Below are 23,187 nucleotides of genomic sequence, written 5' to 3'. Positions count from 1 at the left end.
GCGAGGGCAAGGCCTCAAAATCATGTCATCCCGCAGCGTCCGACAGATCAAGCGACGTGGTTTAGGATTGCGGCTTCGCTGGCGCTCAGGTTGCGGCGCGCGTAGCTACCATAGGTATGCGGGTCACGTTCCAGGTTCGGCATGCCGCCCACCAACCGCGCGCGATCATCTTCGTTCAGCATCGACAGCGCAGTATTGGCCGGATGGAAGCTTTCGGTCTCCACACCGTTGGCACGCAACACCTCGTGTTTGGGAAGAAGCAGATGAACATAGGTCACTTTGCGTGCCTTGAGATCAACGGTGATGGTGGACCCATTGACAAGATCTTTGGCCGCAACCAGCACCTCGGGTGTATTGAACAGATCCTTGGCCACGTCTCCCTTGATCAGCATCCGATGTTCCGGTGACACCAGCAGTTCCTGATCGGGGCGCTCCACCCCCAGAGCGCCAGCCGCAATCCGGATCGGACGCAACCGCGGAATGGCAAAGAGCCGTGCGCCGGTCATATGACGGCTTCCGGTCCACAAGATCTCCTGAGGACCATTGTCTTGTGTCTGAACCTTGTCCCCTTCGCGCAGATCTTCGATCAGGCGCGGTCCATCGGGTGTGTCGATCCATGTCCCGGGCGTAAAGCAGATAACGCCACCCGCTCCATCCGGGGTTGGATCACCGTAGGCGGTGTTGATCGTGTGATGCACAACCCACAGGTCGGTTTTTCGCGGTGGAATATCGTCCAGGAACATGAGTAATGGCGGCGCACCGCGCCCCACTTCTATCACTGTCACAGTGTAACTCTTGGCACCGTCCGTAACGACAAAGCTGCTGTCTGTCATCAGCGGCTCCGACTCGTCCGGTTCGGGTGTCAGAGGGGTATTTTCGATGGCTGCCCCGACAAGTCGATGCACCATCCGCGCCGCCCTGCGGCGGATTACGTCTTCTCCGTTCGCCCTGTCCAGACGCAATACATCCTGCGGACCATCCACACGCACGGCGTCCCCACGCCACGCCCATGCTGCGCCCACCGCCAAAGATGGCAAAGGCGCGGCCTCGAGACCGTCCACTTCCGTTTGCGACCAGGAGATGACAAACGTGCCACGAAAGCCCGTTTCCATTGCCTGTATGCCTGCCTTACTTTTTTTATTGCGGGCACGTTAGCAAAGTGATTCGCTTCTGTGAAGTATGGATTTCCACAAGATTCCAGAGTGTTGCACGCGGAAGATAACGTGGGGTCACTGACTGGCCTTCAGCACGCTATCTCAACGCATGCTAGAAAGGCACGCGCCAACGGATTGCACCGACGATCTGGCCCTCGTCCTGACCCTCGAACTCTTCGCCCAGATAGGTCACGCCGTAGAACCCGGACACCCCCGTTTCGCTGCGCCACATCACACCGGCGCGCAGCCGCTCTCGCGTGTCCTGCGGACTGACACCACTGCTGGCAGGCAAGAACTCACTGTCCGCCACCCGCGCAATGTCCGCACCCATCACGAAGCTAAACCCGGTCCAGTCCGACTGAACAACGTCGTAGCGCTGTCCGCTGACACCATCGCGCACCAGAAGCTCGCCTTGTCCAAAGGCGCCGTACGTAAAATCTACACCAACCCGAACAAGCGTCTCAACACCAGCCCGCGCCTCAACAAAGGGGCGAAGGGACGTGGATTCTCCTATAGCAAAGCTGCGCCCAGCTTCAGCCACCACATTTGGCAAAACATCGTTGCCGACCTGCGCATCCCGCACCGCATCCGACGGTGTGGAAATGTTGAACGTGTCATGGAATGCGTCCTGAAGTTCGTCGAGGCGGGTCTGCGGGCCAAGAAAGACGATGTCCCCACCGACGGAATACTCCATTGGTCCCCGCGAGAAATGCGTGTGTAGACCCGCTGACAGCGCACCGGCGTAGGGACGATCCCCTGGATCAGGTGTGCGGATATCATCAGGTGCAAGGATTTCGGCAGATAGTCTGAGTTCCAGCAACTGGCCGAACCCGGTCGGCGCCGCGCCGTCCCACGTAGGTCCCCAGACACGCGAGGACTGGAAGCCACCGGTACGCCAGCGATCCTCTCCATCGCCAAAGAAGTCATTGGTGATCAGGCGACCGTAACCCAGCCGTTTCCTGTCTTGTGCTTCTGCCAAACCGGAGAAACAGAGCGTCGCACAGAGTGCGGCGGTCAAAATTTTGAGCATTAAGATGCCTCGACAAGCGTGCCCCCCCAGGCCCGACAACGGTTAGCCCAGCGGGTTCTGATTTGCCTAGTGCGGATCGGCCACAGTCAGAAAAACTCAGCCTAAAATTATGCCTTATTTGTGCCTGATTTCTATCCGCCTGATGCCATCAAACAGAATTGCGCGCGCCTGATGGGAGTGACAGAGCTGGCGAGCCAGAAACCCGCCAGCATCACGTTCATGCATATGCGACCTGTTTTTTCTGCGACATGCGCAACCCAACGCACATCATGCGCATCGCATCTTCTGCCGCGCGGCGCAGAAGTTGATCACCATCGCGGATCGCTTCTTCGAGGGTGCAGGGTCGTTTCAGAATGGACGCAAAGGCCGAAATCCCGTGGGAGAATGTCTGGTCGACACCCTTACCGATGGTACCGGCGAGGGCCACGGTCTGAATGTCCCGGTCGGCGGCGCGTCTTGCCACTTCGCAAGGTACTTTTCCGTAAGGGCTTTGACCGTCGAGGCTGCCTTCGGCTGTAATAACCAGATCGGCCTGATCCAGCAGGCGGTCAAAATCGAGATACTGCATCATGATGTCAAAGCGTGGGTGCAACGTGGCACCTGCAAACGCCATCAGACCTGCGCCCAGACCACCAGATGCCCCTGCCCCCTGAGCGGTCCCGACATCCAGACCTGTTTCGGCCCGGATAACGGTTGCCCAGCGTTGCAACGCGGAATCCAGGTAATCCACCTGAGTCGGCGTCGCGCCCTTTTGCGGGCCAAAGACCCGCGCGACGCCTTTCGGCCCCAGCAACATGTTGTGCCAGTTCACCGCGACATCGATACGCACCGACCTGAGGCGTCGGTCCAGATCCGACATGTCGATCCGGTGAAGCCACATCAGCTCGGCGCCGCCGCGGCCGATCTCGGCACCCTCTTCGTCGAGAAGTCGCGCACCGAGGGCTTGGGCGAGGCCCGCACCGCCATCGTTGATCCCACTGTCACCACAGCCGATCAAGATTTTCTCCACCCCGGTATCAAGTGCGTGCAGGATCAGTTCGCCGACACCATAGGACGTGGTCAGCATCGGGTTGCGACAATCCTGCGGCACCAGCGATAGACCCGCAGCGGCGGCCATCTCGATCACTGCGGTGCGTGGCCCGGGTCCGCCAAGAATGCCGTAGAAGCTGTCGACCGGCTCTCCAACCGGCCCGGTAACACAGGCCGGGATAATCGCGCCGCCCGTGGCTCGCACCAACGCTTCGGTTGTACCTTCGCCGCCGTCAACCATGGGTGCCTGCAGAATGCGGGCGTCAGGCATGGCGCGCAGGATCCCCTTGGAAATCGACTTGGTGACGGCATTTACTGAGAGAGACTCCTTAAAGCCGGATGGTGCGACAAGAACAGTCATGGTCATGGGTCTGGTTCCTTTTGTCTGGGAGCTGGGAGGGAGGATTGGAAGCGTCTGCGCAATGACAGTCATTGGAACAGACGGGAGAGATCGCGTTTGATCTGCTTGTGCGCGACCCGGAGATCGCTGCGGGCCTGCGCGATGATATATGGCTGCTGTTCAGCCTTACTGGATATCGTGCGCGTGATAGGCGCTGTATCCGAAGAAGCAGCCGTTGTGCGTCCCGGACGCAGCATGGGCCGCTGGCTACTGGATGGCGGGGTGGACGCCACGGTTGCAGCGGTAGCCTGATGACGCGGCAGGGGTTGCTCGGATGCAGCAAGCGCCGATGGTTGCGACTGCAGTTCTGCAGGGCCAAGCTCGGCCAACTGATCCGGCCAGACCCACAGTGCAAACGCGACAAGCAGCGTGATCTTGACCGGGGCAAGTCGGAGGGCGAGTTTAAACAGGTCTTTTTGGCTGAACCCAGCGGACTCGTGCATCCCGAAGATGGCCACCGGCTTGGCACTTGCCATCAGCGTCTGGCAAAAACCTGTTCCCATGACAGCAATCAGGATGGTCAGTGTCGCGTCATGTCCCACACCGGCCACCGGCAGCGCCAGCGCGGGCACCAGGATTGCAGCGCGGGCCGAGCGCGAGGTGATGGCCAGATGCGACACGACTGCAACAACGGACATGAAGATCACAACAGCACCGGTGTGCGTTGCCAGCTCTGGTGGCAAAAGGCTTATGGCCCCTGCCGCCAGCCAGTGATCTGCACCGGTGTCGACCACGGCCACAGACAGCATAAGCGTCGCTGCCATGTACAGCACCAGTTCCATATCAACTGAGCGAAAGACTTCCTTAGGTTTGCGCGTGCAGAACGGCGGCAACAGAAGCAGAACTGCCCCGCCCAGCGCAACCATGGACTCGTCCAGACCGTGCATTGGCTTGGCAATCCATAGAACGACCAAACCAGCCAAAACAAACAGGATGCGGCGCTGTAGCGACGAGAGAGATCCACTTTGAGCGGAGGGCACGATGCGGGCGCGCTGCAAATCCCGAGGGACGAAGATTGCAAAGATCAAAACGGTGGCCAAAACGACCGAAGCGCCGGCAGGTGGTGCACCAATGCGCAACCAATCCAGATAGCCGATCCGTGGTCCGCCGGTCGCGTCAATTGCCTCGACGGCGACCACATGCGCTCCTGCTCCGATAAGCGACCCGCCAGCAGACAGCAGAATGGCCGTTGGAAACAGCAGGGCCAAGGGTTTGATAAGCCTGCGATCCGGCAAAGCAGCCAGCAACCCAAGAAAGACCGGCAGCAGGAGCGCGGCACGCCCCGAGGTGCTGGGCAGGAGGAAGGCGGTGGCTGAAATGGCCAGACCAGTCACGAGGAAAAACGGCAGCACTCGCGGGGCGCTTCGCGTCAATGGCGCGACGAGGCGCTCCACAAGGCCAGCCTCCTTGACCACAGCGGCGATGACAAAGGCCGCCAGCAAGAGCCAGACAATCTGTGACCCGAGCGTGTCGGTCAAAGCCTCGGGCGGTTGGGCGCCCATGATCACAAGGGTCAGCGCCGCGATCAGGGCGACCAGACTGTCCGGCAACCGGGTGGCAACCCAACCGATCAACGCACAGACGATGACGATAAGAACGATCCGGGCATCCGGGAGGAGAGTGGTGGCTTTGAACCAGATCACCGCGCCGAGAACTGCAGCCGACACCGCTGGAAGCAAAACCGTTTTCAGCCCTTCGGCCAGAACCGGGTTTGCCTTGCCAAACGTGTCATGGTCCGCAGTCATCGTCTGTCCCTTTCGTCGATCAGCGCTTTCGCGGGTTGCTGATCAAAGGGGTAACGACAAAAGCCATCGCCGGGACTTACAGGACGATGAACGACGGCCCATCAGGTTTGTGAATGTTTTATGACAGCCGTAACTGATGCGGGCCTACGCGCTTTTTCCGGCACGAAGCAGTATACAGTGATCCACCCAGTCGCATTGTATTTGATGGCTACGGAAAGCGGATTTCGGTTCTGAGACAGGACAGATCAGCGCGGATTCTAAATCTCTGACAAGGAATGATTATTCTCAGGGATTGTCCTTCATCGGACCGCAAATCATAGACCGCAAGAGAGAGGTCGCCACGCGCTTGATTGTCCAAGAATTTGAGTTTTGGTCAAATTTTAGCCAATATTCGCGCATTGATTGATTGCCATTTAACCGGGAGAATTTTGAGGTACTTTATTTTAAGTTCACAGCATTCGCGACAACTGTTGCAGCGGCGGGTTCGCTCGCTCCGACAAAGGTCAAGGCGACTGGACCATGTAATCCCGAAATCCAGATCTGCTACTGATCCAGTCCAATGTTTGTAGCATATTGGGCGGTGGGAGCTGTGGGGGCTGTCACGCTGGTCATTGAGGCGTATCGCCAGTTTTAAACGCCACTCGACGTCGAACCTCATGATCGGTATCCGATCCTTAGAAATGTAGATCTGGATGCGCTGTGCACCAAGGGGGAGCTGCTGCGCGGCTTCCTGATGTATGCCGCACTTTATCTTTGCGAATAGGCCGCGATCCTAACGTCGACGGAACTCTATTCTATCGTCGCCGCGTCGGAAGCGGCGAGCTCTTCCGACTCTTCAACACTCACGATCGTCGGCGCGCGGGAAGGCACCGGTGACGACGCCGATCTTGCCGGGCAGACATCAGGCTTCGATCTGAGCAAGCCAATTCTTGTGTCGGCCACCATCGTTTCCGCGCTATCCATCGGCCTCTTTTCCCCGATCGAAAGGGTCATGCGGTCCTATGCGCATTAGATCGCCGCGATACCGCGTGGTGTGTATCGTGTCATCGGAAGCCTAAAACGCGCAAACTATGCAGCGATCAGTCCCCGCACCAAGGGACCTCTGGAAATGGCTTTAAACGAAAGCCTGGCAGAGGATCAGGCTCGTGAACCCAATGCGGGCATTCTTCGTGAAATCCTGGAGAGCCTGAAGACGGTCGACGTGCTCTACGCATCCGTCCTTGGAAGCAGCCGAGACCAGTTTTTTTGCGGTGCATAAGCACCGCCCAATCGAGACGCTTATCGAAACGATGGAGGGCGAATACAAAGAAGTCCGCAGCGCTTTGGTCGGTGACGAGTTGAACGAAGGAAACATTGAAGCCGTTCACATGAAAGCAGGGCGTCTGAGAAACAATATGCAGGCCCTGTTTGCCTTGTTGTTCATCCGGAATGACAATGTTGCGGACACTACTAGGCCCAGCCCAACACCGTCCGGTTGATCGAGCATTTGCAGAATGACCGGGAACCAACGCAAAACGCCTTGGCCGGAGTGGTTTTCATCATGGCTATATCTGTATTGGTTGTTTACCCGCTCGTTTACTTGGCGTCGTGGTGGCAGGTTGTGGGCGCAACAGATGGCCTACCTCAGGACCTTGTTGATTTCATCCGCAACGAAACTCTGGTGTCGCTCATCCAAAGCCTGTTGATGTTCGGCTTGTGCGCGGGCACAGCACTTTTAAGTCGCGAGGCGTCGCTGGAATATGGACGCTGGCAGAGGTGGCCGCTGAACCACATTCCTTTCCTGCACTTTTTTATCCATGCGCTATTTCCCGGCCTCGCGGCAGTATTATTGTGCTCGCTCGCAAAGTCGGAGGAGCAGGCGTGAAGGCAGTCGCGTTAAGCGCGGCCCTGTTCTGCACGATGGCACCGGCGTTGCATGTGCAAGAGGCCCTGATGGTTGGTGTGCGATCAGACGCAACCGGAATGGCCCACACATCAGAAGCGCTTGTCGATACAACGTTTTCAGCGTTTCCCGGCCCGCTGGAAGAAGACGGTTTTGAAGGCTATGTCGCCTTCATCTGCGACAGTGCTCTTGTTGAAATGCAGACAGTTTTTGGCGCAGAATTGAGCATTGAGGTTGTTCCACTTCTGGCGGCCGAGGTGTTTCCCGCGCTGCGGAGTGGCGAGATTGACATTATATGCAGCCCGACGACGGCCACGAAAAAACGTCTGTCGAATTACATTTCCTCGCCGCCGGTTTTCTTGTCCGGCGTCACCTATGCGCAACGAAAACCAGTGGGCGAAGCTGCCACATGTTCAGCCTTGGTGGGGTCGCTTGGCGGATCGACGTCCGGGTTGGCGCTGATCGCGACAATCGCACAGTCAGGCAGTTTCCGCGACGACGGCATCATTCTTGAGAGATTCCGATTGAATGATGACAGCTGGCAAGAGGTGTATGCAGATTGCGATGACCCGCCCGCTGCCCCGATCCGACAATACGACAGCCACGTGGATCTGGCCAAAGCGTTCTGCTCGGGTGAGATCAAGTACTACGTCGGTGACTACGAAATTGTGGCCCTGACACTGCAAGCATATCGCAAGACCGGCCCCACATGTGAGTACGCGATTTCCGACCGCATGTTCTCGGAAGAGCGATATGTCATCCTTGGAAACACGTATCGGACGTCACCCGAAAAGATCCGGTTCAATGCGACATTCTTCAAGATACTGAACCGGCAGATATTCTTTCAACCCTCAATCCTTGACAAGGCGTTTGAGGATAGCTGCCCAAAGGGACAAGCATCCCGAAAGCTGAAAACGTTGTACTGGGCAATGCGTGGCCATGTTGACGAGTAGTGGGAATTGGGCGGATGATCTTCAACCGCAGCAACTGATACGCCAATCATCACGGACGGATGTAAGCCCCGACCTTCATCGGGGCTTAAATCAACATCATTTAGTCGACTGAGATCAGGAACGGATCGAACGTCAATTCCTTGGAGTCATTGAACTTGAGCGTTGCGTTGTACTGAAACGACTTACCGGCCGTTCCGCCCGGTGGTTGGAATTTTGACTCCCAAACACCTGCAGACAGCGGGTCTGGCACCGGATTGATGTACTTGTCGGCCACGGCAGTGCCCGAGAAGCTTGCAATAGTAGCGTTGGTGCCGGGATCGATAGGCGCAACAGACCAGACAATGGTGTCTCCATTGTGAAGCTTGGTGCTGAGTTCGTCCTGCCCTTCGTTGTACGAACCGAGGTATCCGTTCGTATCGGCGAGATAAATGTTTTGGCTGAGGTTGCCGCTGGCAAGGGCGCCTTCGATGTCAACCATCATAAGTACGTCTACTGTGGACATGTGTTTTCTCCTGTGGTGTGCGATTGTTGATTTTGCTCGACCGCGTGTGGACCGGTCGAACGAGTTGTCGTTGGTCATGCGACGATCAAGAACGGATCGAACGTCATATTCTTGCCCTCAAACGATAGGGTCATCGTGTATTAGTAGGACGTACCGGAAGGTGTGCCGCCGGGAGGTTGGAACTTTGATTCCCACGACGTTGGCGTCAGCGGGTCTTGCACTGGACTGATGTATTTGTCGCTGACGGCGGTGCCTGAAAAGCTGTTGATTTCGACCGAGGTGCCAGGGTCGATGGGTGCGACGCTCCAGACGATTGTATCGCCGATGGCAAGCTTGGTCTGCAGCTCATCTGTGCCTTCCCTCCCGGACCCCATGTATTTGTTGGTATCAACCATGTAGGTGTTCGCACCGAGGTTGCCGCTGCTCAGGGCTCCCTCGACGTCTACGGCGATCAGAACGTTAACGGTGGCCATTTCAAGTCTCCTTGTGGTCAGTATTTTCAGCGCATGATCCGCTGAAGTTTGAGTGTGGGGGGCTCCACGGAAGCCAAATTCCCGTAGAAGTAGTTTTTTGCCTGAAACCCGCGCGAAATCATTTGCGAAAAGCTGATGCTCACGATCTGAAATGCTTCCGCTGCATTTCAGAAACCCAGGGCATCCACCAATACGGTTCGATTTGGATGTGTACGCGTGCGGGCCGAATGGAACGGCGGTCGCGCAAGCACAGAGCACGCGTGTGTCACGCGTCGTGCTTCAACAAGAAACAGTTGACCGTAGCTGCGCAAACCACGTTTCGGATTAATTTCGGAAAGATTTCAGGAACTAAATGTCGCCTCTGGGCATAGTTAGTTTGTGCATGGAAGCGTTTCGTGAGGCGCCCCATGTAAGTTGCGAAAGGGCAGACATAGCGAATGGAAAACCGCATAGTAAGCGAAGCTCGAACCTTCACCTACTACGCTGGTATCACCGCTGATGTCGCCGCTGCGGCAGTGGGCGAAGGCGTATTTTTTATGACCAGGTTATTAGTAGTAAGTACTGGCGCCTTCGCTTACCCCGCCCTGATTAGTTCCGGGCGTTCTGGTTGATGAGCCTGCAGCCTTCCCGAATAGAGCATATCAACCCTGCGCTACGGAATGCCCGACATACAACCCAGAGCCCATATTCAAGGTGGATACCAGTGGGTCACAACCTGGCATGGCAACCCACCCGTATCAATTGATACAAGGTACTACAGTTCGGCGGGGCAAGAATTCTCAGTCCAGCGCAACAACGTAAATTCCCTTTAAAAGTGAAGACAAAAGGCTTGAGCGACAAATGTGTCGGCCAGGTCGAGAACAGGAATTAAGAAAACTGAGGCGGTCACATATCGACGGTTAGCTGAATTTCTTGTATCGTTGTCTGGCGTCATCCCGGACGATCCACTGTGCATCACCCTTTGCCTTGGGTGAAGCGCAAGCGATTGTTTTACGAGCAAACTTTGGTCAATGGCGGAAGTTCGCCGACCATCAAGTGCCGTAGCGTTAATTCCACTCGACACGGCTTTGGTCTTTGTCGCACCTAAGCCACAGTACCAGGACAGCATAAATTAAAACCAATGGAGGAGCCCCCCTATGAAACGTCGCTCGTTTCTTGCCGCCGCCCTTGCAACAACTTGTCTTACAACCCCTGCTATTGCTGCTGACATCCCCGATGGTGTGACCTTGGCAGAGGAGCAGACCTTTACCTATCGCACGCTTGACGAGTTTTCGTCCTTTGATCCGCAGGTTGTAGAGGATGTGGATGGCTCCAACGTCGTACGTGATCTATTCGAAGGGCTTTATAATCAGGATGCAGATGGCAACCTCGTCCCTGGCGTCGCGCTAAATCACGAGGCATCAGACGACAACCTGACCTATACGTTCACCCTGCGTGACAACGCCAAATGGTCCGACGGCACACCTGTTACAGCGAACGACTTTGTTTATGCTTGGCAGCGCGCGGTCGATCCTGAACTGGCCTCTCCGTACGCTTGGTATATGGAATTGATGTCCATTGAGAATGGCGCGTCCATCATTGCAGGCGACATGGAACCAACCGCGCTTGGGGTCTCGGCCCCTGACGACACAACTCTGGTCGTACAACTGTCGCAGCCGCTGCCCTATTTCACCAAGATGGTCACGCATGCCACCACATTCCCCGCCCCCAAATGGGCGATCGAGGAACACGGGGCACAATGGACCCGCCCCGAGAACATGGTAAGCAACGGCGCTTATGTCCTGACAGCGCACGTGCCAAAAGAACGTTCGGTCCGGTCGCGAAACGAGATGTACTGGGACAATGAAAACACGGTTTTGGATACAGTCACGACGTTTGTCATAGGCGACGAGGCGCAGGGTTTGACCCGATGGCGTGCTGGCGAAGTGGATATGACCGACATTCCCGCAGGCCAGTATCCCGCATTGGCTGAGGAGTTCCCGGACGAAGCTTTTGCTCTTCCGCGTCTGTGCAACTACTACTTTAACTTCAACCTCACCTCCGGTCCCGAAGCCTTTAAGGACGTCCGCGTCCGTCAGGCGTTGGCAATGGCTGTAGACCGTGAGGTGATTGTAGACCGCGTGTTGCAGGGTGGTCAGTTCCCAGCCTTCTCGTTCACCCCAGCTGCGACGGCCGGGTTCGAGACACCGGACGTAGACATGGCAGGCATGACGCAGGCCGAGCGTGACGCAAAAGCCAAGGAATTGCTGACCGAGGCGGGATATGGCGAAGGCGGTGAAGAACTGAGCTTCACATACCTCTACAACACCTCCGAAGCACACCAGCAGGTCGCCATCGTCGCCACGCAGATGTGGAAACAGAAGCTGGGCGTGGATGTGACACTGGAGAACCAGGAATGGAAGGTCTTCCTCGAAACGCGCGGTGCCCAGAACTACGACATGGCGCGGGGTGCATGGTGTGGTGACTACAACGAGGCGTCGACCTTCCTTGACCTCTTAACCACCGAGTCAGGTTACAACGATGCCAAGTTCTCCAACGCCCGCGTCGACGAATTGATGGCCGAGGCCAAATCGTCTAAGGATCCGCAGCCGCTCTATACCGAGGTAGAGCAGATTGTGGCCGCCGAGATGCCGGTCATACCGATCTACCACTACTCAACCAACATCATGCTGTCCGACAGTATCCAAGGGTGGCCGATCAACAACGTAGAGCAGAACTGGTACGCCAAGGACCTCTACCGCGTCGCCGACTGACGCGACCGTAACCCTTACGCCCCGGTTCCGCGCCGGGGCGTAACAGTGGGGCATATCCCCCACCGGAACCTCGGAGCCCACAATGCTCAATTACACCCTTCGCCGTCTATTGATGGTGATCCCGACGCTATTGATCCTCGTGATCTTCGCGTTCTATCTGATGCGCCTTGCGCCGGGTGGACCTTTCACCTCGGAACGCCCCTTGCCGCCCGCCGTTATGGCCAACGTTCTTGAACGCTATGGCATGGACGAGCCGCTCTATGTCCAGCTGTGGACCTACATCAAGAACATCATCTGCTGCTTTGATTTCGGCCCCTCCTTTGCGCAAAAGGACCGGACGGTGAACGACGTCATCGCGCAGGGCTTTCCCGTGACACTGACCTACGGGTTCTGGTCAGCTGTCTTCGTGCTGGCGTTGGGTGTGCCGCTGGGGATCATCGCGGCGCTTCGGCACAACGGGTTCTGGGACTACACGATGACCGGATTGGCCATCTTCTCCCAGATTTTCCCGAACTTTGTTTTGGCACCGCTGCTGGTGCTGCTCTTTACACTCTCGTGGGGCCTTTTGCCGGGCGGCGGCTGGAACGGGGGGCAATGGCAGTACATTGTCATGCCCGCCATCGCGCTTGGTACGTCCTACATGGCGTCTGTCGCGCGCCTGACACGGGGATCGATGCTGGAAGTCCTTGGCTCACCCTATATCCGCACGGCCCGCGCCAAGGGTCTGCCCGAGCGGACAATCATCCTGCGCCATGCGCTGAAACCGGCGCTGCTGCCAACGCTGACGTATATGGGCCCGGTCTTTGTCTACATGATCACCGGATCGGTCTTTGTCGACGTGTTCTTTTCCACCGGTGGCATCGGCCAGGACTTTATCGATGGGGCCTATAGCCGCGACTATTCGATCCTGCTGGGCCTTGCGATCCTGTACGCTGTTCTGACCTTTGCGCTGACACTGGCGGTTGACCTGCTTTATGCTTGGATCGACCCCAAGGTGCGGGCGGGCCTGTCATGATCGGGGCTGTCAAACGTCGCCTGAACTCCGCCAACTTCGCCGATGAACGCGCTGGAGAGATGGTCGCCTCTCGTTCGTTCTGGGCGGATGCGGGACGGCGGTTCCTGCGCAATCGCATGGCCGTGTTTTCGGTGGGGATGCTGAGCGTCCTGGTCCTGTTCGCCATCTTCGGCAACCTGTTCTCCCGCTGGTCCTTTGAAGAGATCGACTGGAACGTGCTTGGCCGCATCAAGCAAGACGGTGGCCCGTCGCTGGAAAACGGTCACTGGTTCGGCGTGGATGAGCTGGGCCGCGATCTGTATGCGCGCGTCGTGCAAGGCACACGCACGTCGCTGCTGGTGGGCTTCATCGCGGGCCCGGTCTCGGTGATCCTGGGCGCCACGCTGGGGGCACTGTCTGGCTACTACGGTGGGCGTTTCGACCGCACGGTGCTGGGCGCTTACACGATCTGGCTGGCGATTCCCTACATCATCTTCTTCGTCGTCTGGCAGGCCTTCTTTGGCCGTTCGATGAGCCAGATGATCCTTGTCATCATCCTTGTGAACTGGACGGCTGGCCTGCTGATCGTGCGGGGGCAGGTGATGATGCTGAAGAACCGTGAATTCGTGGATGCCGCGCGGATGCTGGGCATGTCGGACCTTGCCATCATCTTCCGCCACCTGGCTCCCAACGTGCTGTGGGTGGTGGTGATCTACACCTCGCTGGTCATCCCCGAGGTCATCATGATGGAAAGCCTCGTGTCCTTCCTTGGCGTTGGCATTCAGGAACCCAATACGTCGCTGGGGGCCCTTCTGTCTGAAGGGGCCAGCACCATGACCTTTGGCACTCTGTGGCAGTTGGGCTTCCCGGCGGCGATCTTCGTACTCGCCCAGGTCTCGCTCTTCTATATCGGCGACGGGCTGCGGGACGCGCTCGACCCGAAGGAGCGTTGAGATGAGCCAATTGAACACTACAAAAGCCCGAGGCAGACCATGCTGAGTGTCGAGAACCTGCACATCCGCTTCCGCACCGGCGACGGGCTGGTCCACGCGGTCAATGATGTTTCCTTTTCCGTCGATGCAGGCAGCCGTCTGGCTGTCGTAGGCGAAAGCGGGTCCGGCAAGTCGCAGATCGCGCTCGCCATCATGGGCCTGCTCGCCAAGAATGCCGAGGTCGAGGGGCGCATCATGTGGGACGGTCAGGACCTGCTGGCCACCTCGAACCGCGAAATGAACCGCATCCGCGCGCGAGAGATCGGGATCATCTTTCAGGACCCGATGTCATCGCTGAACCCCTACATGACGATCGAGCGGCAATTGACCGAGATCGTCGAGCATCACGAGGGGATGTCGCGCCGTGCCGCCCGTGCCCGCGCGCTTGAGGTGATGGATGCCGTCCGCATTCCGGATGCCAAGGCCCGCCTGCGCGCCTATCCGCACGAGTTTTCGGGCGGGATGCGCCAGCGGATCGTCATTGCCATGGCGCTGATGTGCCAGCCCAAACTGATCCTAGCCGACGAACCCACAACCGCGCTCGACGTCACCGTGCAAGCCCAGATCATGCAGTTGTTGCAGGACGTGCAGAGCGACCTTGGGACATCGGTTGTGTTGATCACTCACGACCTCGGCGTGGTTGCTGGGTTCTGCGAAGACGTGCTTGTCCTATATGGCGGGCGCGTCATGGAGACGGCCAAGACCATGGCGCTGTTCGATCAGCCCGGTCACCCCTACACCCGCGGCCTGTTGCGCGCCGTACCGAATATCGAGGATCCGTCGGATGCATTGACGGCCATCCCAGGCAGTCCACCGAACCAACACCGCTTTCCAGTGGCGTGCCCCTTCGCGCCCCGCTGCGCGGATGTCGTGGACACTTGCCGCGAAACCTTGCCCCAACTGCGCGACGGCCGTGCCTGCCTGCGCCCCATCGAGGAGCTGACCTGATGCTCTCGGTCCAGAACGCATATGTCGAATTCCGCGTTGCCCAAACCAAGAAATGGCCCTGGTCGCCTGCGGGCATCGTCCACGCGGTCAACGGTGTTTCCTTTGAACTGGAGGCGGGCAGGACGATTGGGATCGTCGGTGAGTCAGGCTGCGGGAAATCCACGCTGATCCGGGCTGTTGCGGGGCTTGCACCCTTGGTCTCCGGCACTGTGACCCTTGATGGCGAACAGGTGGATTATGGCAATCGCACTTCGATGCAGCGATTGCGCGCGACGATGCAGATGATCTTTCAAGATCCCATCGCCTCGTTGAACCCGCGCATGACGATCCGCGAGATTGTCACTGAACCGCTGACATTCTTCCGGCCCGAGATGGGTGCCGCAGACCGCAAGACCGCCGCGCTGGCGATGCTTGAACGGGTGGGCATTCCGCCCGCACAGGCGAACCGCTTTCCGCACGAATTCTCGGGTGGACAATGCCAGCGGATCGGGATCGCGCGCGCGCTGGTGGCCGAGCCCAAGGTGTTGTTGTGTGATGAGCCGGTGTCAGCGCTGGACGTATCCATCCAGGCGCAGGTGGTGAACCTGCTCAAAGAATTGCAGCGCGAGATGGGGCTGGCCCTTGTGTTCGTAGCCCATGACCTTGGCGTCGTCCGCCACATCTCGGACGAGGTGCTGGTCATGTACATGGGTGCCCAGATGGAGCGCGCCCCTGCCGCTGACCTCGTCCGTGCACCACAGCACCCCTATGCCAAGGCCTTGCTGTCGGCGGTGCCGGTGCCCGATCCAAATATCCGCATTGCACCACAGATGCTGGAAGGTGATTTGCCCAGCCCGATGGATTTGCCACCCGGCTGTCTGTTCGCTTCGCGCTGCCCGCATGCCATGGCGAAGTGCATAAAGGCACGGCCGCCAATGGTGCAGCGTGAAGGACATGAAGCAGCATGTTATCTGTTGGACGACGCATCCGCAGAACAGGAACCTTGCCTATCTGATAGCTGAAAAAGTCGGACGGTCAGTCCGTTGCCACCCGCACGGCCAACGTGCGGGCGTTCATGGCCCGGCGCGGCTGGTGAAATTTGTGATCTCGGTCCGCAAGTTGGTGATAAACATATTCAGCAGACTTGCAGCCTCATTATCGTCCAATTCGACCGTCATCCGAACCAGTGCCCCGGTCAAATGCATATTCATGAAACACATCGTTGCAAGCTGGTCGTGCTGCGAATCGTCGACCAAGGGTTTGAGGTGACGAAGGAGCGTTTCACCGTTTTTCCGGCTGTCATCCAGATCAAGCTGCTGCAGTTTTTTGTCCCCCTGCGTCGAACAAAGTATATCCCGCACAGTTGGATTGGATTTGAGAAATTGTTGGTAAGCACGCAAGGATATTTCGATCCGGTCCGCGGCATCCGCGAGACTTGAAACACCGATAAAGTCGGCATCGATACTGTCCCTGATATCAGACATGACCGAAGTCGCCAAAGTTTGTATCAGCGCGCTTTTGTTCGGAAAAAACTGGTAGACGGTTCCGATTGGTACATCCGCGCGCTTCGCAACAGCACTCATTTTCAAACCATCGCTTCCGTGATCCGAGATCATCTCTTCGGCTGCTTTGAGGATCTGCTCGACCCGCGCTTTGCTGCGGGCCTGCACGGGCGTTTTCCGTATTTTGATCGACGTTTCCATGACGATGAGCATCCTGCCAAAAATCCCGATGATTGACTAATATGAGAAAGTCTCACATATTACAAACATGACAGATACTCATATTTAGGAGGGAAGACCGTGACAGACACCGTCAACCGTGCATGCATTGTCGGAGCTGGCCCAGGGGGCCTTGCGCTGGCGCGGGCTTTCAAAAATCTGGGTATCGCGTTTGACGTATTTGAAAGACACAGTGAGGTCGGCGGCGTCTGGGATCTGGAGAACCCGGGCACGCCGATGTACGATTCTGCGCATTTCATCTCGTCCAAGACGCACTCGTACTTCTCAGATTTCCCGATGCCGGATCACTACCCGGACTATCCGTCGAACCGTCAGATCTTTGATTACATGAAGTCGTTTGCGCGTGAGTATGATCTCTATCCTCACATCAGCTTCAACACCGAAGTGACCGAGACGTCGTTCGATGACGATGCCTGGACGGTGACACTGTCCAGTGGAGAAAGCCGCACGTATCGTTGGCTGATCTGTGTCTCGGGGACGACCTGGCATCCCCAGCTCCCGGGTTGGGCACTCGAGGCCGGGCAATTCGACGGGGAAGTCCGCCACGCCAATTCCTTCCGCCACATGGACGAATTTCGCGACAAGAACGTGCTGATCGTGGGGGCAGGCAATTCGGGCTGCGACATCGCCTGCGATGCAGCCGTGAGCGGCAACAAGACGTTCATCTCTGTCCGGCGTGGATACCACTTTGTGCCGAAACACATCATGGGCAAGCCCGCGGATGTTTTTGCCGATTCAGGACCAAACCTGCCACTTTGGTTGTCCCAGCGCATCTTCAGCGGCATCCTGAAGGTTCTGAACGGGGATCTCACTCGGCTTGGGTTACCCAAGCCCGACCACCGCGTGCTTGAAAGCCATCCCATCGTGAACTCGCAACTGCTCCACTATCTTGGGCACGGGGACATTCTTGCCAAGGGCGATGTCGAGCGGCTTGAGGGCAAGCATGTGGTGTTCAAGAACGGATCCCGAGAAGAGGTCGACGTGGTCATCTGTGCCACCGGCTACGAATGGAAAGTGCCTTATGTCGATCCCAGCCTGTTCAGCTGGAAAGGCAACCGGCCCGACAATTACCTGCACATGTTCTCACGCGCCAACAGCCAGCTTTTTGGGCTTGGATTCACGGAAACGAATGGCGGTATCTACAAGCTCTTTGATGGGATGGCAGATCTGATCGGGCGCACGATTTTAGCGCAGCGGGACGATGCGGTTACATGGGCCAAGCTGCGCGCGCGGATGCAGTCCCACGTCCCGGACCTGAGCGGCGGTATCCGATATGTCGCAAGCGACCGCCACGCCACATACGCCAACATCGATGCCTTGAAGCGAGAGTTCAGAAACCTGCGCAAACACATGGGCTGGCATGAACCCGAGGCGGGCTACTTCAACAAGGCCAAGCAATCATCCGACACGCGGATGACGCTGGAGGCCGCATGATGGGACGCGCATTGATCACCGGTGCCGCGGGCGGTGTGGGCGAGGCGCTGGCGAAACGGCTGTCGCGCGAAGGGTACACTCTGGTGCTGACCGACCGTGATGGGGATGCCCTTGAAAAGGTGTCAGACGCCCTGCCCCAGCCAGCCGAGCTTCTTGTCGCCGACCTGCGCAGCGAAGTGGGCCTCAAGCAGCTTTGTGACCGTCTCGAAAACCCCAAGTCGCCGATTGATCTGCTGATCAACAACGCCGGAATCATTGTACCAGGGCCAGTCGGATCACTGCCCAACGACCTGATGCGGGCGCATGTCGACATCAACCTGACGGCGCCAATGGTACTGTGTGCTGCTGCCGCACGGGCAATGATCGCGCGGAAGAAAGGATATATCTTCTCCATCATGTCGCTGGCCGCCATCGGGCCGATGAAGAACAGCGCATCCTATTGTGGATCGAAATTCGGTTTGCGCGGCTTCAAGGCTGCGCTAGCGCTTGAACTCGAGCCCCATGGGGTCGGGGTTGGCGGCCTGTTCCCAAGTGCCATCGACACCCCGATGCTCGCAGCCGAGATGGCAAGCCCGGATGGATCGCCGCTGAATTTCATCGGCAACGTCAAGCCACTGACGCCGGATCAGATTGCGGACCACGTGGTCAAGGCAATGAACAAGGGCAGGCTCGAAACCTGGCTGCCGAAATCCGATGGCTTCATGGCTTCGTTGATGATGATGTTCCCCAAACTGCTCAAACCCGTTGTCGGCTATTTCGAACGGCAGGGCGAGAAAAAGAAGCAAGACTATCTCAAGACGCTCAAATCCTCTTGAGCATCAAGACGCCCGTACTTTCATTCGTCTGGCTGGCTATTGCGGTCAGCGTATCACAGGCTCGATTGTAGCGAACGCTTAGTGCGCCCATGGAGCCGATGGATAAGCTTCACGTTCAGCACGTGCGACGGCAGAAACTTTTCGAAAGCGGCTGTGGATCATCCCGACTCAAACAATCGACGCACATGCCAAGGGCAGTGTTGTGCAACAATAATACTCAAGCTGGCATCTCCTGCGCGGCAAACATCAGCATGTTCATGTCAGTTTGGTTTTGGCAGGGGCAGCAGGGTTCGAACCCGCGACCTACGGTTTTGGAGACCGTCGCTCTACCAGCTGAGCTATACCCCTTCGCGCCGGACTGAATTACGCGGCGCGTCCCCGGTTTGCAAGGATGAATTCAGGCCGCCGTACGGGAAGTGTGATAGGTGCTGGATTGAACAATGCCCGCATCGAAGAGATCGGCAATTTCAGTATCGGAGAGGCCAGCGACATCCCCCAGCACTTCCTCGGTATGTGCGCCCAGCGCAGGTGCCTGCCCTGCCGTAGGTCGTTCCGACGTTCCAAAGCTGGCGGGATGTTTGGGCACGGGAAAGCTGCCCAGGCCCGGTTGGGTCAGCATGTCGAACATCGGATTATCCGGCCCGAGGTCGGGATCATGTGCAAGAGCTTCCCGCACCGTACGGAACTCGGACCAGGTCAGCCCCGCACGGTCGAAGTCAGCGCGGAAGTCAGACACTCGGCGCGCGGCAAACCATGGTCGCAGGATATCCGTGATCTCGGCCCGACGGCGCCAGCGCTCGCCCTCGTCCTGCAGAGAAACGCCATAGCGCAGTTCCATAGCAAACATGGCGTGTTGCGTGCCGGTGGCCTTGATCAAACCTGCCCATTGCCGGTCCGTCAGCCCAATGACCATGATCCGCCGACCATCTGCACAGAGAAAGTCCTGACCATAGGCCCCGTAAAGGGCATTGCCCGCCTTGGCCCGGTCACATGGGTTCAGTGCGGCGTCACCGATCATCCCAAGGTGGCCGATGGTCGCCGCTGCCACGTCTTTGAGCGCAAGCTTCACCTCCTGTCCGCCCCCGCCGCGCAAGCGGCGCCGTTCCGCGGCCAGCAGGGACGACACACACATGTTGCCGGCAATCAAGTCCCACGCGGGCAAGGCATGCGCCACGGGGTCTTGTGATCCTTCCGGTCCAGTCATCTGTGGTATGCCAAGCGCAGGGTTCACCGTGTAGTCAACCTGGGGTTTGCCATGCCTATCCCCCACCAAGGTGACGGTTATCATATCGTCCCGCAGCGCGCGCAACGTATCATAATCCAGCCAACCGCGTGCCGGCAGATTGGTTAGAAACAGACCTGCATCATCGCCCGGTGCAGTCGCGAGGTGCTGAACCAACTCGCGGCCGCTAGGATGCCGGGTATCGACCGCGACAGATTTCTTACCCTTGTTCAAACCAGCCCAAAAAAGGCTTTGTCCTGAAGGCGCAAGCGGCCAGCGGCCCGCATCGAGCCCGCCCCCGATCCTGTCTACGCGGATCACCTCGGCCCCCATTTGAGCCAGTGTCATGCCTGCGAGTGGCATCGCCACAAAGGCGGAGTGTTCGACAACGCGCATTCCGGATAAGATGGTCATTGCGTATCCTCCCACATCGCTGAGGCCCGCATGCCCTGATGGCCGTTCTGGCCTGTAAAGAGTGACAGAACGCCGTCTTCTTCCGTCGTACAAATGTCGAGGGCTGTGGCCGCAAACAGGGGGTGCACGGCCCGGAAGTCGAAGAAACTGGGCGGGCGCTGTCGCGTTTCGACAGCGTGACGCATCAAGAGCGCAGCTTGCAAGGGCCCGTGCACGACAAGGCCGGGATACTTTTCGACGGACTGTGCATAGTCCTGATCGTAGTGGATGCGATGCGCGTTGAAGGTGACGGCAGAGAAACGGAACAGCAAGGTCGGCGACATATCCAGACGCTCGACCGGTTCCGCGGGCATGGGCCGTTTTTTGGGCGGTGTGAAGCTGTCTGGCATCGGCAGATACACGATGTCTTGGCGCTCTTCGATGGCGAGGCCCCGGGGACCGACAATCCTGTGATCTAAGGTCACAAGCGCCATGGGGCCGGACGCCGTTGTCTTTGTGTCGACCGACCGGACAGCGGTGTGACGATGCAAAATGTCTCCGACGCGGATCGGCGCGTGGAAGCGTAGAGCACCACCGGCCCACATCCTGCGAGGCAGGCCAAGCGGAGGCAATAGCGCGCCCGGTCCCGGGTGGCCGTCCGGACCAAGATGCTCGGTATGCGTCATTGGAACAAACGCACTCCAATGCCAGAGCGGAGGAAGCAGATCACCTGTGCGAGGTGGCGACGCTTCTGCTCGGCCAAGTGTCGCATGCAGTTTTGCCGCCATCGTCAGGTCAATCTCACCGACGTCCGACAGGCTTCGTCCGATCCACGCCTCTACGTTCACCTGATCCATGATGCTCTCCGTTCCCGCCTCCTTATGGTGAGGACGTCCCGGAAAAAAATCAATATATTTTAATAACTTAGCGGAATACTGTCGTATACCGCGGCACGGCCTTTGCATGTGCAGCATTCGGAGGAGTGAGCAATTTCAATGAGTTTGCAGCCCATTTTGCTGGCGCAGAAACCCAAAGGCGGCATTCAAAAAATTTCTCCATAGGCGGGAAAATTGAAACTTTATGTCCGCCTATGTCACGCCTGTGGGTGGCCGAGATACGCCTGTCAGTGTCAATAAACCCGGAACGATTCTTCGACTTGAAGCCATGACCAATAGGCTCAGTTCAAAGAGCAACGGACATGCTGATCGCCTTTCATCCCCAAGCCCGTGTTAAGTGATGGCTCAGTCGGCTTCGGCAGACACTAAATTGGTTTTTGTACGAAACTCGACGGCTCTTTGTAGCTCGCCTTCTTCCGTCAGCGCGCCGATGAAGTACCCAATTCTATGGCGTGGTAACCCCCCCCCTCAACGCATCAAGAAAAAGAGCCTCGGCTTCGTCAAACCTGCCCTCGGCGACATGGATCAGAGATGTATAGAAGCGTGGGAACTGCGCACCCGCGTCTAGCTTTAGTGCAGCATCGATATGTGTTCTGGCCGCATCGAAATCCTGCACTTCAAGCATCATCATGGCCATGAATTCATGGTAGTAGTAATCGGCATCGCCTTGATCAAAGTTCGACTGCAGAACGCGGATCGCTTCGATCTCTTCTCCTCCGTAATAGAGGAGTTCGGCGAGCCAGTAGACTGCGTAGCTGTCATAGGATTCTTCAAGGTAGTCACGCAAAACAGTTTGCCCGGCGGGGCGCATGCCCAGTGCAGATAGTGAACGCGCTTTCCAGACATATCCTTCGGGCGAGGCCGGCCAATCCTGCACGACATGTTCGGCGTCAAGCAGTGCACGGCGATAATTCTCAAGATCGAAGTTCGCCTTGGCGCGATAGAGATAGGCGTTGGTCGGCGCTTGCTGCGTCTCAATAGCCTTGTTCAGCCGGGCAGCTGCAGCGGCGGACGCGTTTTGATCGTAGAAGGCCACACCAAGTGCATAGAGGGTCCAAGGGTCCTCTTTGTCGTGTTGCAACGCGACTTTTAGAATTTTTTCTGCTTTTTTAGGGCGCCCCGTTTCAATGAAGTACCACGCTTTGTCGCGATAGGCCCACACGTATTCTGGCGACATGGCAATGGCTGTATCGATCAATGTCAGATAATCTTCTTCCTCGATCTCGCCCTTGTAGCGACTTGATGAGGCAAGACCGGCAAAGGACTCGGCCAACGCACCTACGTCGAGCGCACTTTGAAAGGCGTCAATCGACGCATCGTAATCAGAAGTGTCCCAATACACCCAACCAAGCGTGTTCAATGCCCCGTTGTGCGTTTTATCATCCGATAGCACCTTTTCCAGGATATTGATCGCCACATCAGACTGCCCAAGATCGGCATAGGCGCCAGCGAGCACAACTTGCATGTTTCTGTAGTCACGATTGAGCTGCGTTAACTCGGCAAGAGCGGTTTCGCAGATTCCAACGAGACGTTGCGGGGTTTCCGTATCCTCAAGGCAGACCAAAGCGTAGCTTTTCTGACTATCTTTCAAGATGGGCCGCGCCGCGACCGCGCCTGGCAAATACAGGCACGCGAAAACGGCCAAAATCATTAATCTCATACAAAAAGCTCCGGTTTCGAATACGGTAGCAAACTAAACAATCCAGACAACGAAAAAGGCCGCACTGAATGCGCGGCCTTTCCATGTCTCGAACAGCGTGGCGAATGCAGTATTCGCCCTACCGCACGATTAGTCAGTGATTTTGGACACGACGCCGGCGCCGACGGTGCGGCCGCCTTCGCGGATCGCGA

The 23,187-nt window shown here is 57.6% G+C and carries 20 protein-coding genes and 1 tRNA gene; 10 read left to right on the top strand and 11 right to left on the bottom strand.

Going from position 1 to position 23,187, the window contains the following annotated elements; all coding sequences use genetic code 11:
- Positions 1-47 precede the first annotated feature (47 nt).
- From Q1A51_RS03960 to Q1A51_RS03945, 4 genes are all read right to left on the bottom strand, one after another.
- A complete protein-coding gene (locus Q1A51_RS03960; RefSeq protein WP_299201226.1) occupies positions 48-1,112 on the bottom strand; it encodes a Hint domain-containing protein in 1,065 nt (354 codons plus the stop codon).
- Positions 1,113-1,266: 154 nt separating this feature from the next.
- Positions 1,267-2,184, bottom strand: a complete 918-nt coding sequence (locus Q1A51_RS03955; RefSeq protein ID WP_299599580.1) for a lipid A-modifier LpxR family protein — start codon at positions 2,182-2,184, stop codon at positions 1,267-1,269.
- 217 nt (positions 2,185-2,401) lie between these two features.
- Entirely contained in the window at positions 2,402-3,580 is a 1,179-nt protein-coding gene (locus tag Q1A51_RS03950; RefSeq protein ID WP_299599582.1) for a glycerate kinase, read from the bottom strand.
- Between the two features lie 62 nt (positions 3,581-3,642).
- The gene (locus Q1A51_RS03945; RefSeq protein ID WP_299599584.1) at positions 3,643-5,358 is read right to left on the bottom strand and encodes an SLC13 family permease; all 1,716 of its coding nucleotides are present in this window, start codon (positions 5,356-5,358) and stop codon (positions 3,643-3,645) included.
- A 1,220-nt stretch (positions 5,359-6,578) separates the two neighbouring features.
- On the opposite strand from Q1A51_RS03945, the gene Q1A51_RS03940 reads away from it, so the two are divergent.
- From Q1A51_RS03940 to Q1A51_RS03930, 3 genes are read left to right on the top strand one after another with little or no spacing between them, the layout of a single operon-like run.
- Positions 6,579-6,836: a hypothetical protein gene (locus Q1A51_RS03940; RefSeq protein WP_299671168.1), complete on the top strand. Its 258-nt coding sequence runs from the start codon at positions 6,579-6,581 to the stop codon at positions 6,834-6,836.
- Positions 6,833-7,222, top strand: coding sequence for a hypothetical protein (locus tag Q1A51_RS03935; RefSeq protein ID WP_299599588.1), 390 nt, complete (start codon positions 6,833-6,835; stop codon positions 7,220-7,222). Before Q1A51_RS03940 ends, Q1A51_RS03935 begins: the two co-directional genes overlap by 4 nt.
- Positions 7,219-8,193, top strand: a complete 975-nt coding sequence (locus Q1A51_RS03930) for a transporter substrate-binding domain-containing protein (protein WP_299599589.1) — start codon at positions 7,219-7,221, stop codon at positions 8,191-8,193. The genes Q1A51_RS03935 and Q1A51_RS03930 overlap by 4 nt, the downstream gene beginning before the upstream one ends.
- Before the next feature lie 100 nt (positions 8,194-8,293).
- Here Q1A51_RS03930 and Q1A51_RS03925 read toward each other — a convergent pair whose 3' ends face one another.
- Complete coding sequence (locus Q1A51_RS03925; RefSeq protein WP_299599591.1) at positions 8,294-8,695, bottom strand: hypothetical protein; 402 nt, start codon at positions 8,693-8,695, stop codon at positions 8,294-8,296.
- A gap of 140 nt (positions 8,696-8,835) precedes the next feature.
- Positions 8,836-9,168 (bottom strand): hypothetical protein, encoded by a 333-nt coding sequence (locus Q1A51_RS03920; protein WP_299599593.1) that lies wholly within the window; start codon positions 9,166-9,168, stop codon positions 8,836-8,838.
- Between the two features lie 1,136 nt (positions 9,169-10,304).
- On the opposite strand from Q1A51_RS03920, the gene Q1A51_RS03915 reads away from it, so the two are divergent.
- From Q1A51_RS03915 to Q1A51_RS03895, 5 genes are all read left to right on the top strand, one after another.
- Positions 10,305-11,921, top strand: coding sequence for a peptide ABC transporter substrate-binding protein (locus tag Q1A51_RS03915; protein ID WP_299599595.1), 1,617 nt, complete (start codon positions 10,305-10,307; stop codon positions 11,919-11,921).
- An 82-nt stretch (positions 11,922-12,003) separates the two neighbouring features.
- Positions 12,004-12,936 carry an ABC transporter permease subunit gene (locus Q1A51_RS03910; RefSeq protein WP_299201192.1) on the top strand — a complete coding sequence of 311 codons (933 nt, stop codon included), beginning with the start codon at positions 12,004-12,006 and terminating at the stop codon, positions 12,934-12,936.
- Positions 12,900-13,868, top strand: coding sequence for an ABC transporter permease (locus tag Q1A51_RS03905; protein ID WP_299599597.1), 969 nt, complete (start codon positions 12,900-12,902; stop codon positions 13,866-13,868). Before Q1A51_RS03910 ends, Q1A51_RS03905 begins: the two co-directional genes overlap by 37 nt.
- 39 nt (positions 13,869-13,907) lie before the next feature.
- Entirely contained in the window at positions 13,908-14,855 is a 948-nt protein-coding gene (locus Q1A51_RS03900; protein ID WP_299599598.1) for an oligopeptide/dipeptide ABC transporter ATP-binding protein, read from the top strand.
- A complete protein-coding gene (locus tag Q1A51_RS03895) occupies positions 14,855-15,856 on the top strand; it encodes an oligopeptide/dipeptide ABC transporter ATP-binding protein (RefSeq protein WP_299599600.1) in 1,002 nt (333 codons plus the stop codon). Before Q1A51_RS03900 ends, Q1A51_RS03895 begins: the two co-directional genes overlap by 1 nt.
- A gap of 51 nt (positions 15,857-15,907) precedes the next feature.
- On the opposite strand, the gene Q1A51_RS03890 is transcribed toward Q1A51_RS03895, so the two are convergent.
- On the bottom strand, positions 15,908-16,537 hold the full coding sequence (locus Q1A51_RS03890) for a TetR/AcrR family transcriptional regulator (RefSeq protein ID WP_299599602.1): 630 nt from the start codon (positions 16,535-16,537) through the stop codon (positions 15,908-15,910).
- Positions 16,538-16,636: 99 nt separating this feature from the next.
- On the opposite strand from Q1A51_RS03890, the gene Q1A51_RS03885 reads away from it, so the two are divergent.
- Together Q1A51_RS03885 and Q1A51_RS03880 are read left to right on the top strand one after the other, a co-directional pair.
- Positions 16,637-18,010, top strand: a complete 1,374-nt coding sequence (locus Q1A51_RS03885) for an NAD(P)-binding domain-containing protein (protein WP_299599604.1) — start codon at positions 16,637-16,639, stop codon at positions 18,008-18,010.
- Positions 18,007-18,825 carry an SDR family oxidoreductase gene (locus Q1A51_RS03880; protein WP_299599606.1) on the top strand — a complete coding sequence of 273 codons (819 nt, stop codon included), beginning with the start codon at positions 18,007-18,009 and terminating at the stop codon, positions 18,823-18,825. Before Q1A51_RS03885 ends, Q1A51_RS03880 begins: the two co-directional genes overlap by 4 nt.
- Positions 18,826-19,097: 272 nt before the next feature.
- Here the strand turns inward: Q1A51_RS03880 and Q1A51_RS03875 are convergent.
- The 4 genes from Q1A51_RS03875 to Q1A51_RS03860 all read right to left on the bottom strand — a co-directional run bounded on the left by Q1A51_RS03875 (position 19,098) and on the right by Q1A51_RS03860 (position 22,927).
- Positions 19,098-19,173: transfer RNA gene (locus tag Q1A51_RS03875), tRNA-Trp, on the bottom strand.
- Positions 19,174-19,222: 49 nt separating this feature from the next.
- On the bottom strand, positions 19,223-20,461 hold the full coding sequence (locus tag Q1A51_RS03870) for a CoA transferase (RefSeq protein WP_299599608.1): 1,239 nt from the start codon (positions 20,459-20,461) through the stop codon (positions 19,223-19,225).
- Positions 20,458-21,297: a MaoC family dehydratase N-terminal domain-containing protein gene (locus Q1A51_RS03865; RefSeq protein ID WP_299599610.1), complete on the bottom strand. Its 840-nt coding sequence runs from the start codon at positions 21,295-21,297 to the stop codon at positions 20,458-20,460. Before Q1A51_RS03865 ends, Q1A51_RS03870 begins: the two co-directional genes overlap by 4 nt.
- Before the next feature lie 484 nt (positions 21,298-21,781).
- Positions 21,782-22,927 carry a tetratricopeptide repeat protein gene (locus tag Q1A51_RS03860; RefSeq protein ID WP_299599612.1) on the bottom strand — a complete coding sequence of 382 codons (1,146 nt, stop codon included), beginning with the start codon at positions 22,925-22,927 and terminating at the stop codon, positions 21,782-21,784.
- Positions 22,928-23,187: the final 260 nt, after the last annotated feature.

Source organism: uncultured Tateyamaria sp. (assembly GCF_947496075.1).
Lineage (GTDB): Bacteria > Pseudomonadota > Alphaproteobacteria > Rhodobacterales > Rhodobacteraceae > Tateyamaria.
This window is presented reverse-complemented; position numbering and strand designations above follow the sequence as displayed.

What these genes read in the sequence shown, in the direction of transcription:
- Q1A51_RS03915 (WP_299599595.1), top strand. Translation starts at nt 10,305, where the DNA reads ATGAAACGTCGCTCGTTTCTTGCCGCCGCCCTTGCAACAACTTGTCTT.
- Q1A51_RS03960 (WP_299201226.1), bottom strand. Translation starts at nt 1,112, where the DNA reads ATGGAAACGGGCTTTCGTGGCACGTTTGTCATCTCCTGGTCGCAAACG.
- Q1A51_RS03955 (WP_299599580.1), bottom strand. Translation starts at nt 2,184, where the DNA reads ATGCTCAAAATTTTGACCGCCGCACTCTGTGCGACGCTCTGTTTCTCC.
- Q1A51_RS03910 (WP_299201192.1), top strand. Translation starts at nt 12,004, where the DNA reads ATGCTCAATTACACCCTTCGCCGTCTATTGATGGTGATCCCGACGCTA.
- Q1A51_RS03870 (WP_299599608.1), bottom strand. Translation starts at nt 20,461, where the DNA reads ATGACCATCTTATCCGGAATGCGCGTTGTCGAACACTCCGCCTTTGTG.
- Q1A51_RS03925 (WP_299599591.1), bottom strand. Translation starts at nt 8,695, where the DNA reads ATGTCCACAGTAGACGTACTTATGATGGTTGACATCGAAGGCGCCCTT.
- Q1A51_RS03895 (WP_299599600.1), top strand. Translation starts at nt 14,855, where the DNA reads ATGCTCTCGGTCCAGAACGCATATGTCGAATTCCGCGTTGCCCAAACC.
- Q1A51_RS03880 (WP_299599606.1), top strand. Translation starts at nt 18,007, where the DNA reads ATGATGGGACGCGCATTGATCACCGGTGCCGCGGGCGGTGTGGGCGAG.
- Q1A51_RS03950 (WP_299599582.1), bottom strand. Translation starts at nt 3,580, where the DNA reads ATGACCATGACTGTTCTTGTCGCACCATCCGGCTTTAAGGAGTCTCTC.
- Q1A51_RS03890 (WP_299599602.1), bottom strand. Translation starts at nt 16,537, where the DNA reads ATGGAAACGTCGATCAAAATACGGAAAACGCCCGTGCAGGCCCGCAGC.
- Q1A51_RS03945 (WP_299599584.1), bottom strand. Translation starts at nt 5,358, where the DNA reads ATGACTGCGGACCATGACACGTTTGGCAAGGCAAACCCGGTTCTGGCC.
- Q1A51_RS03900 (WP_299599598.1), top strand. Translation starts at nt 13,908, where the DNA reads ATGCTGAGTGTCGAGAACCTGCACATCCGCTTCCGCACCGGCGACGGG.
- Q1A51_RS03865 (WP_299599610.1), bottom strand. Translation starts at nt 21,297, where the DNA reads ATGGATCAGGTGAACGTAGAGGCGTGGATCGGACGAAGCCTGTCGGAC.
- Q1A51_RS03920 (WP_299599593.1), bottom strand. Translation starts at nt 9,168, where the DNA reads ATGGCCACCGTTAACGTTCTGATCGCCGTAGACGTCGAGGGAGCCCTG.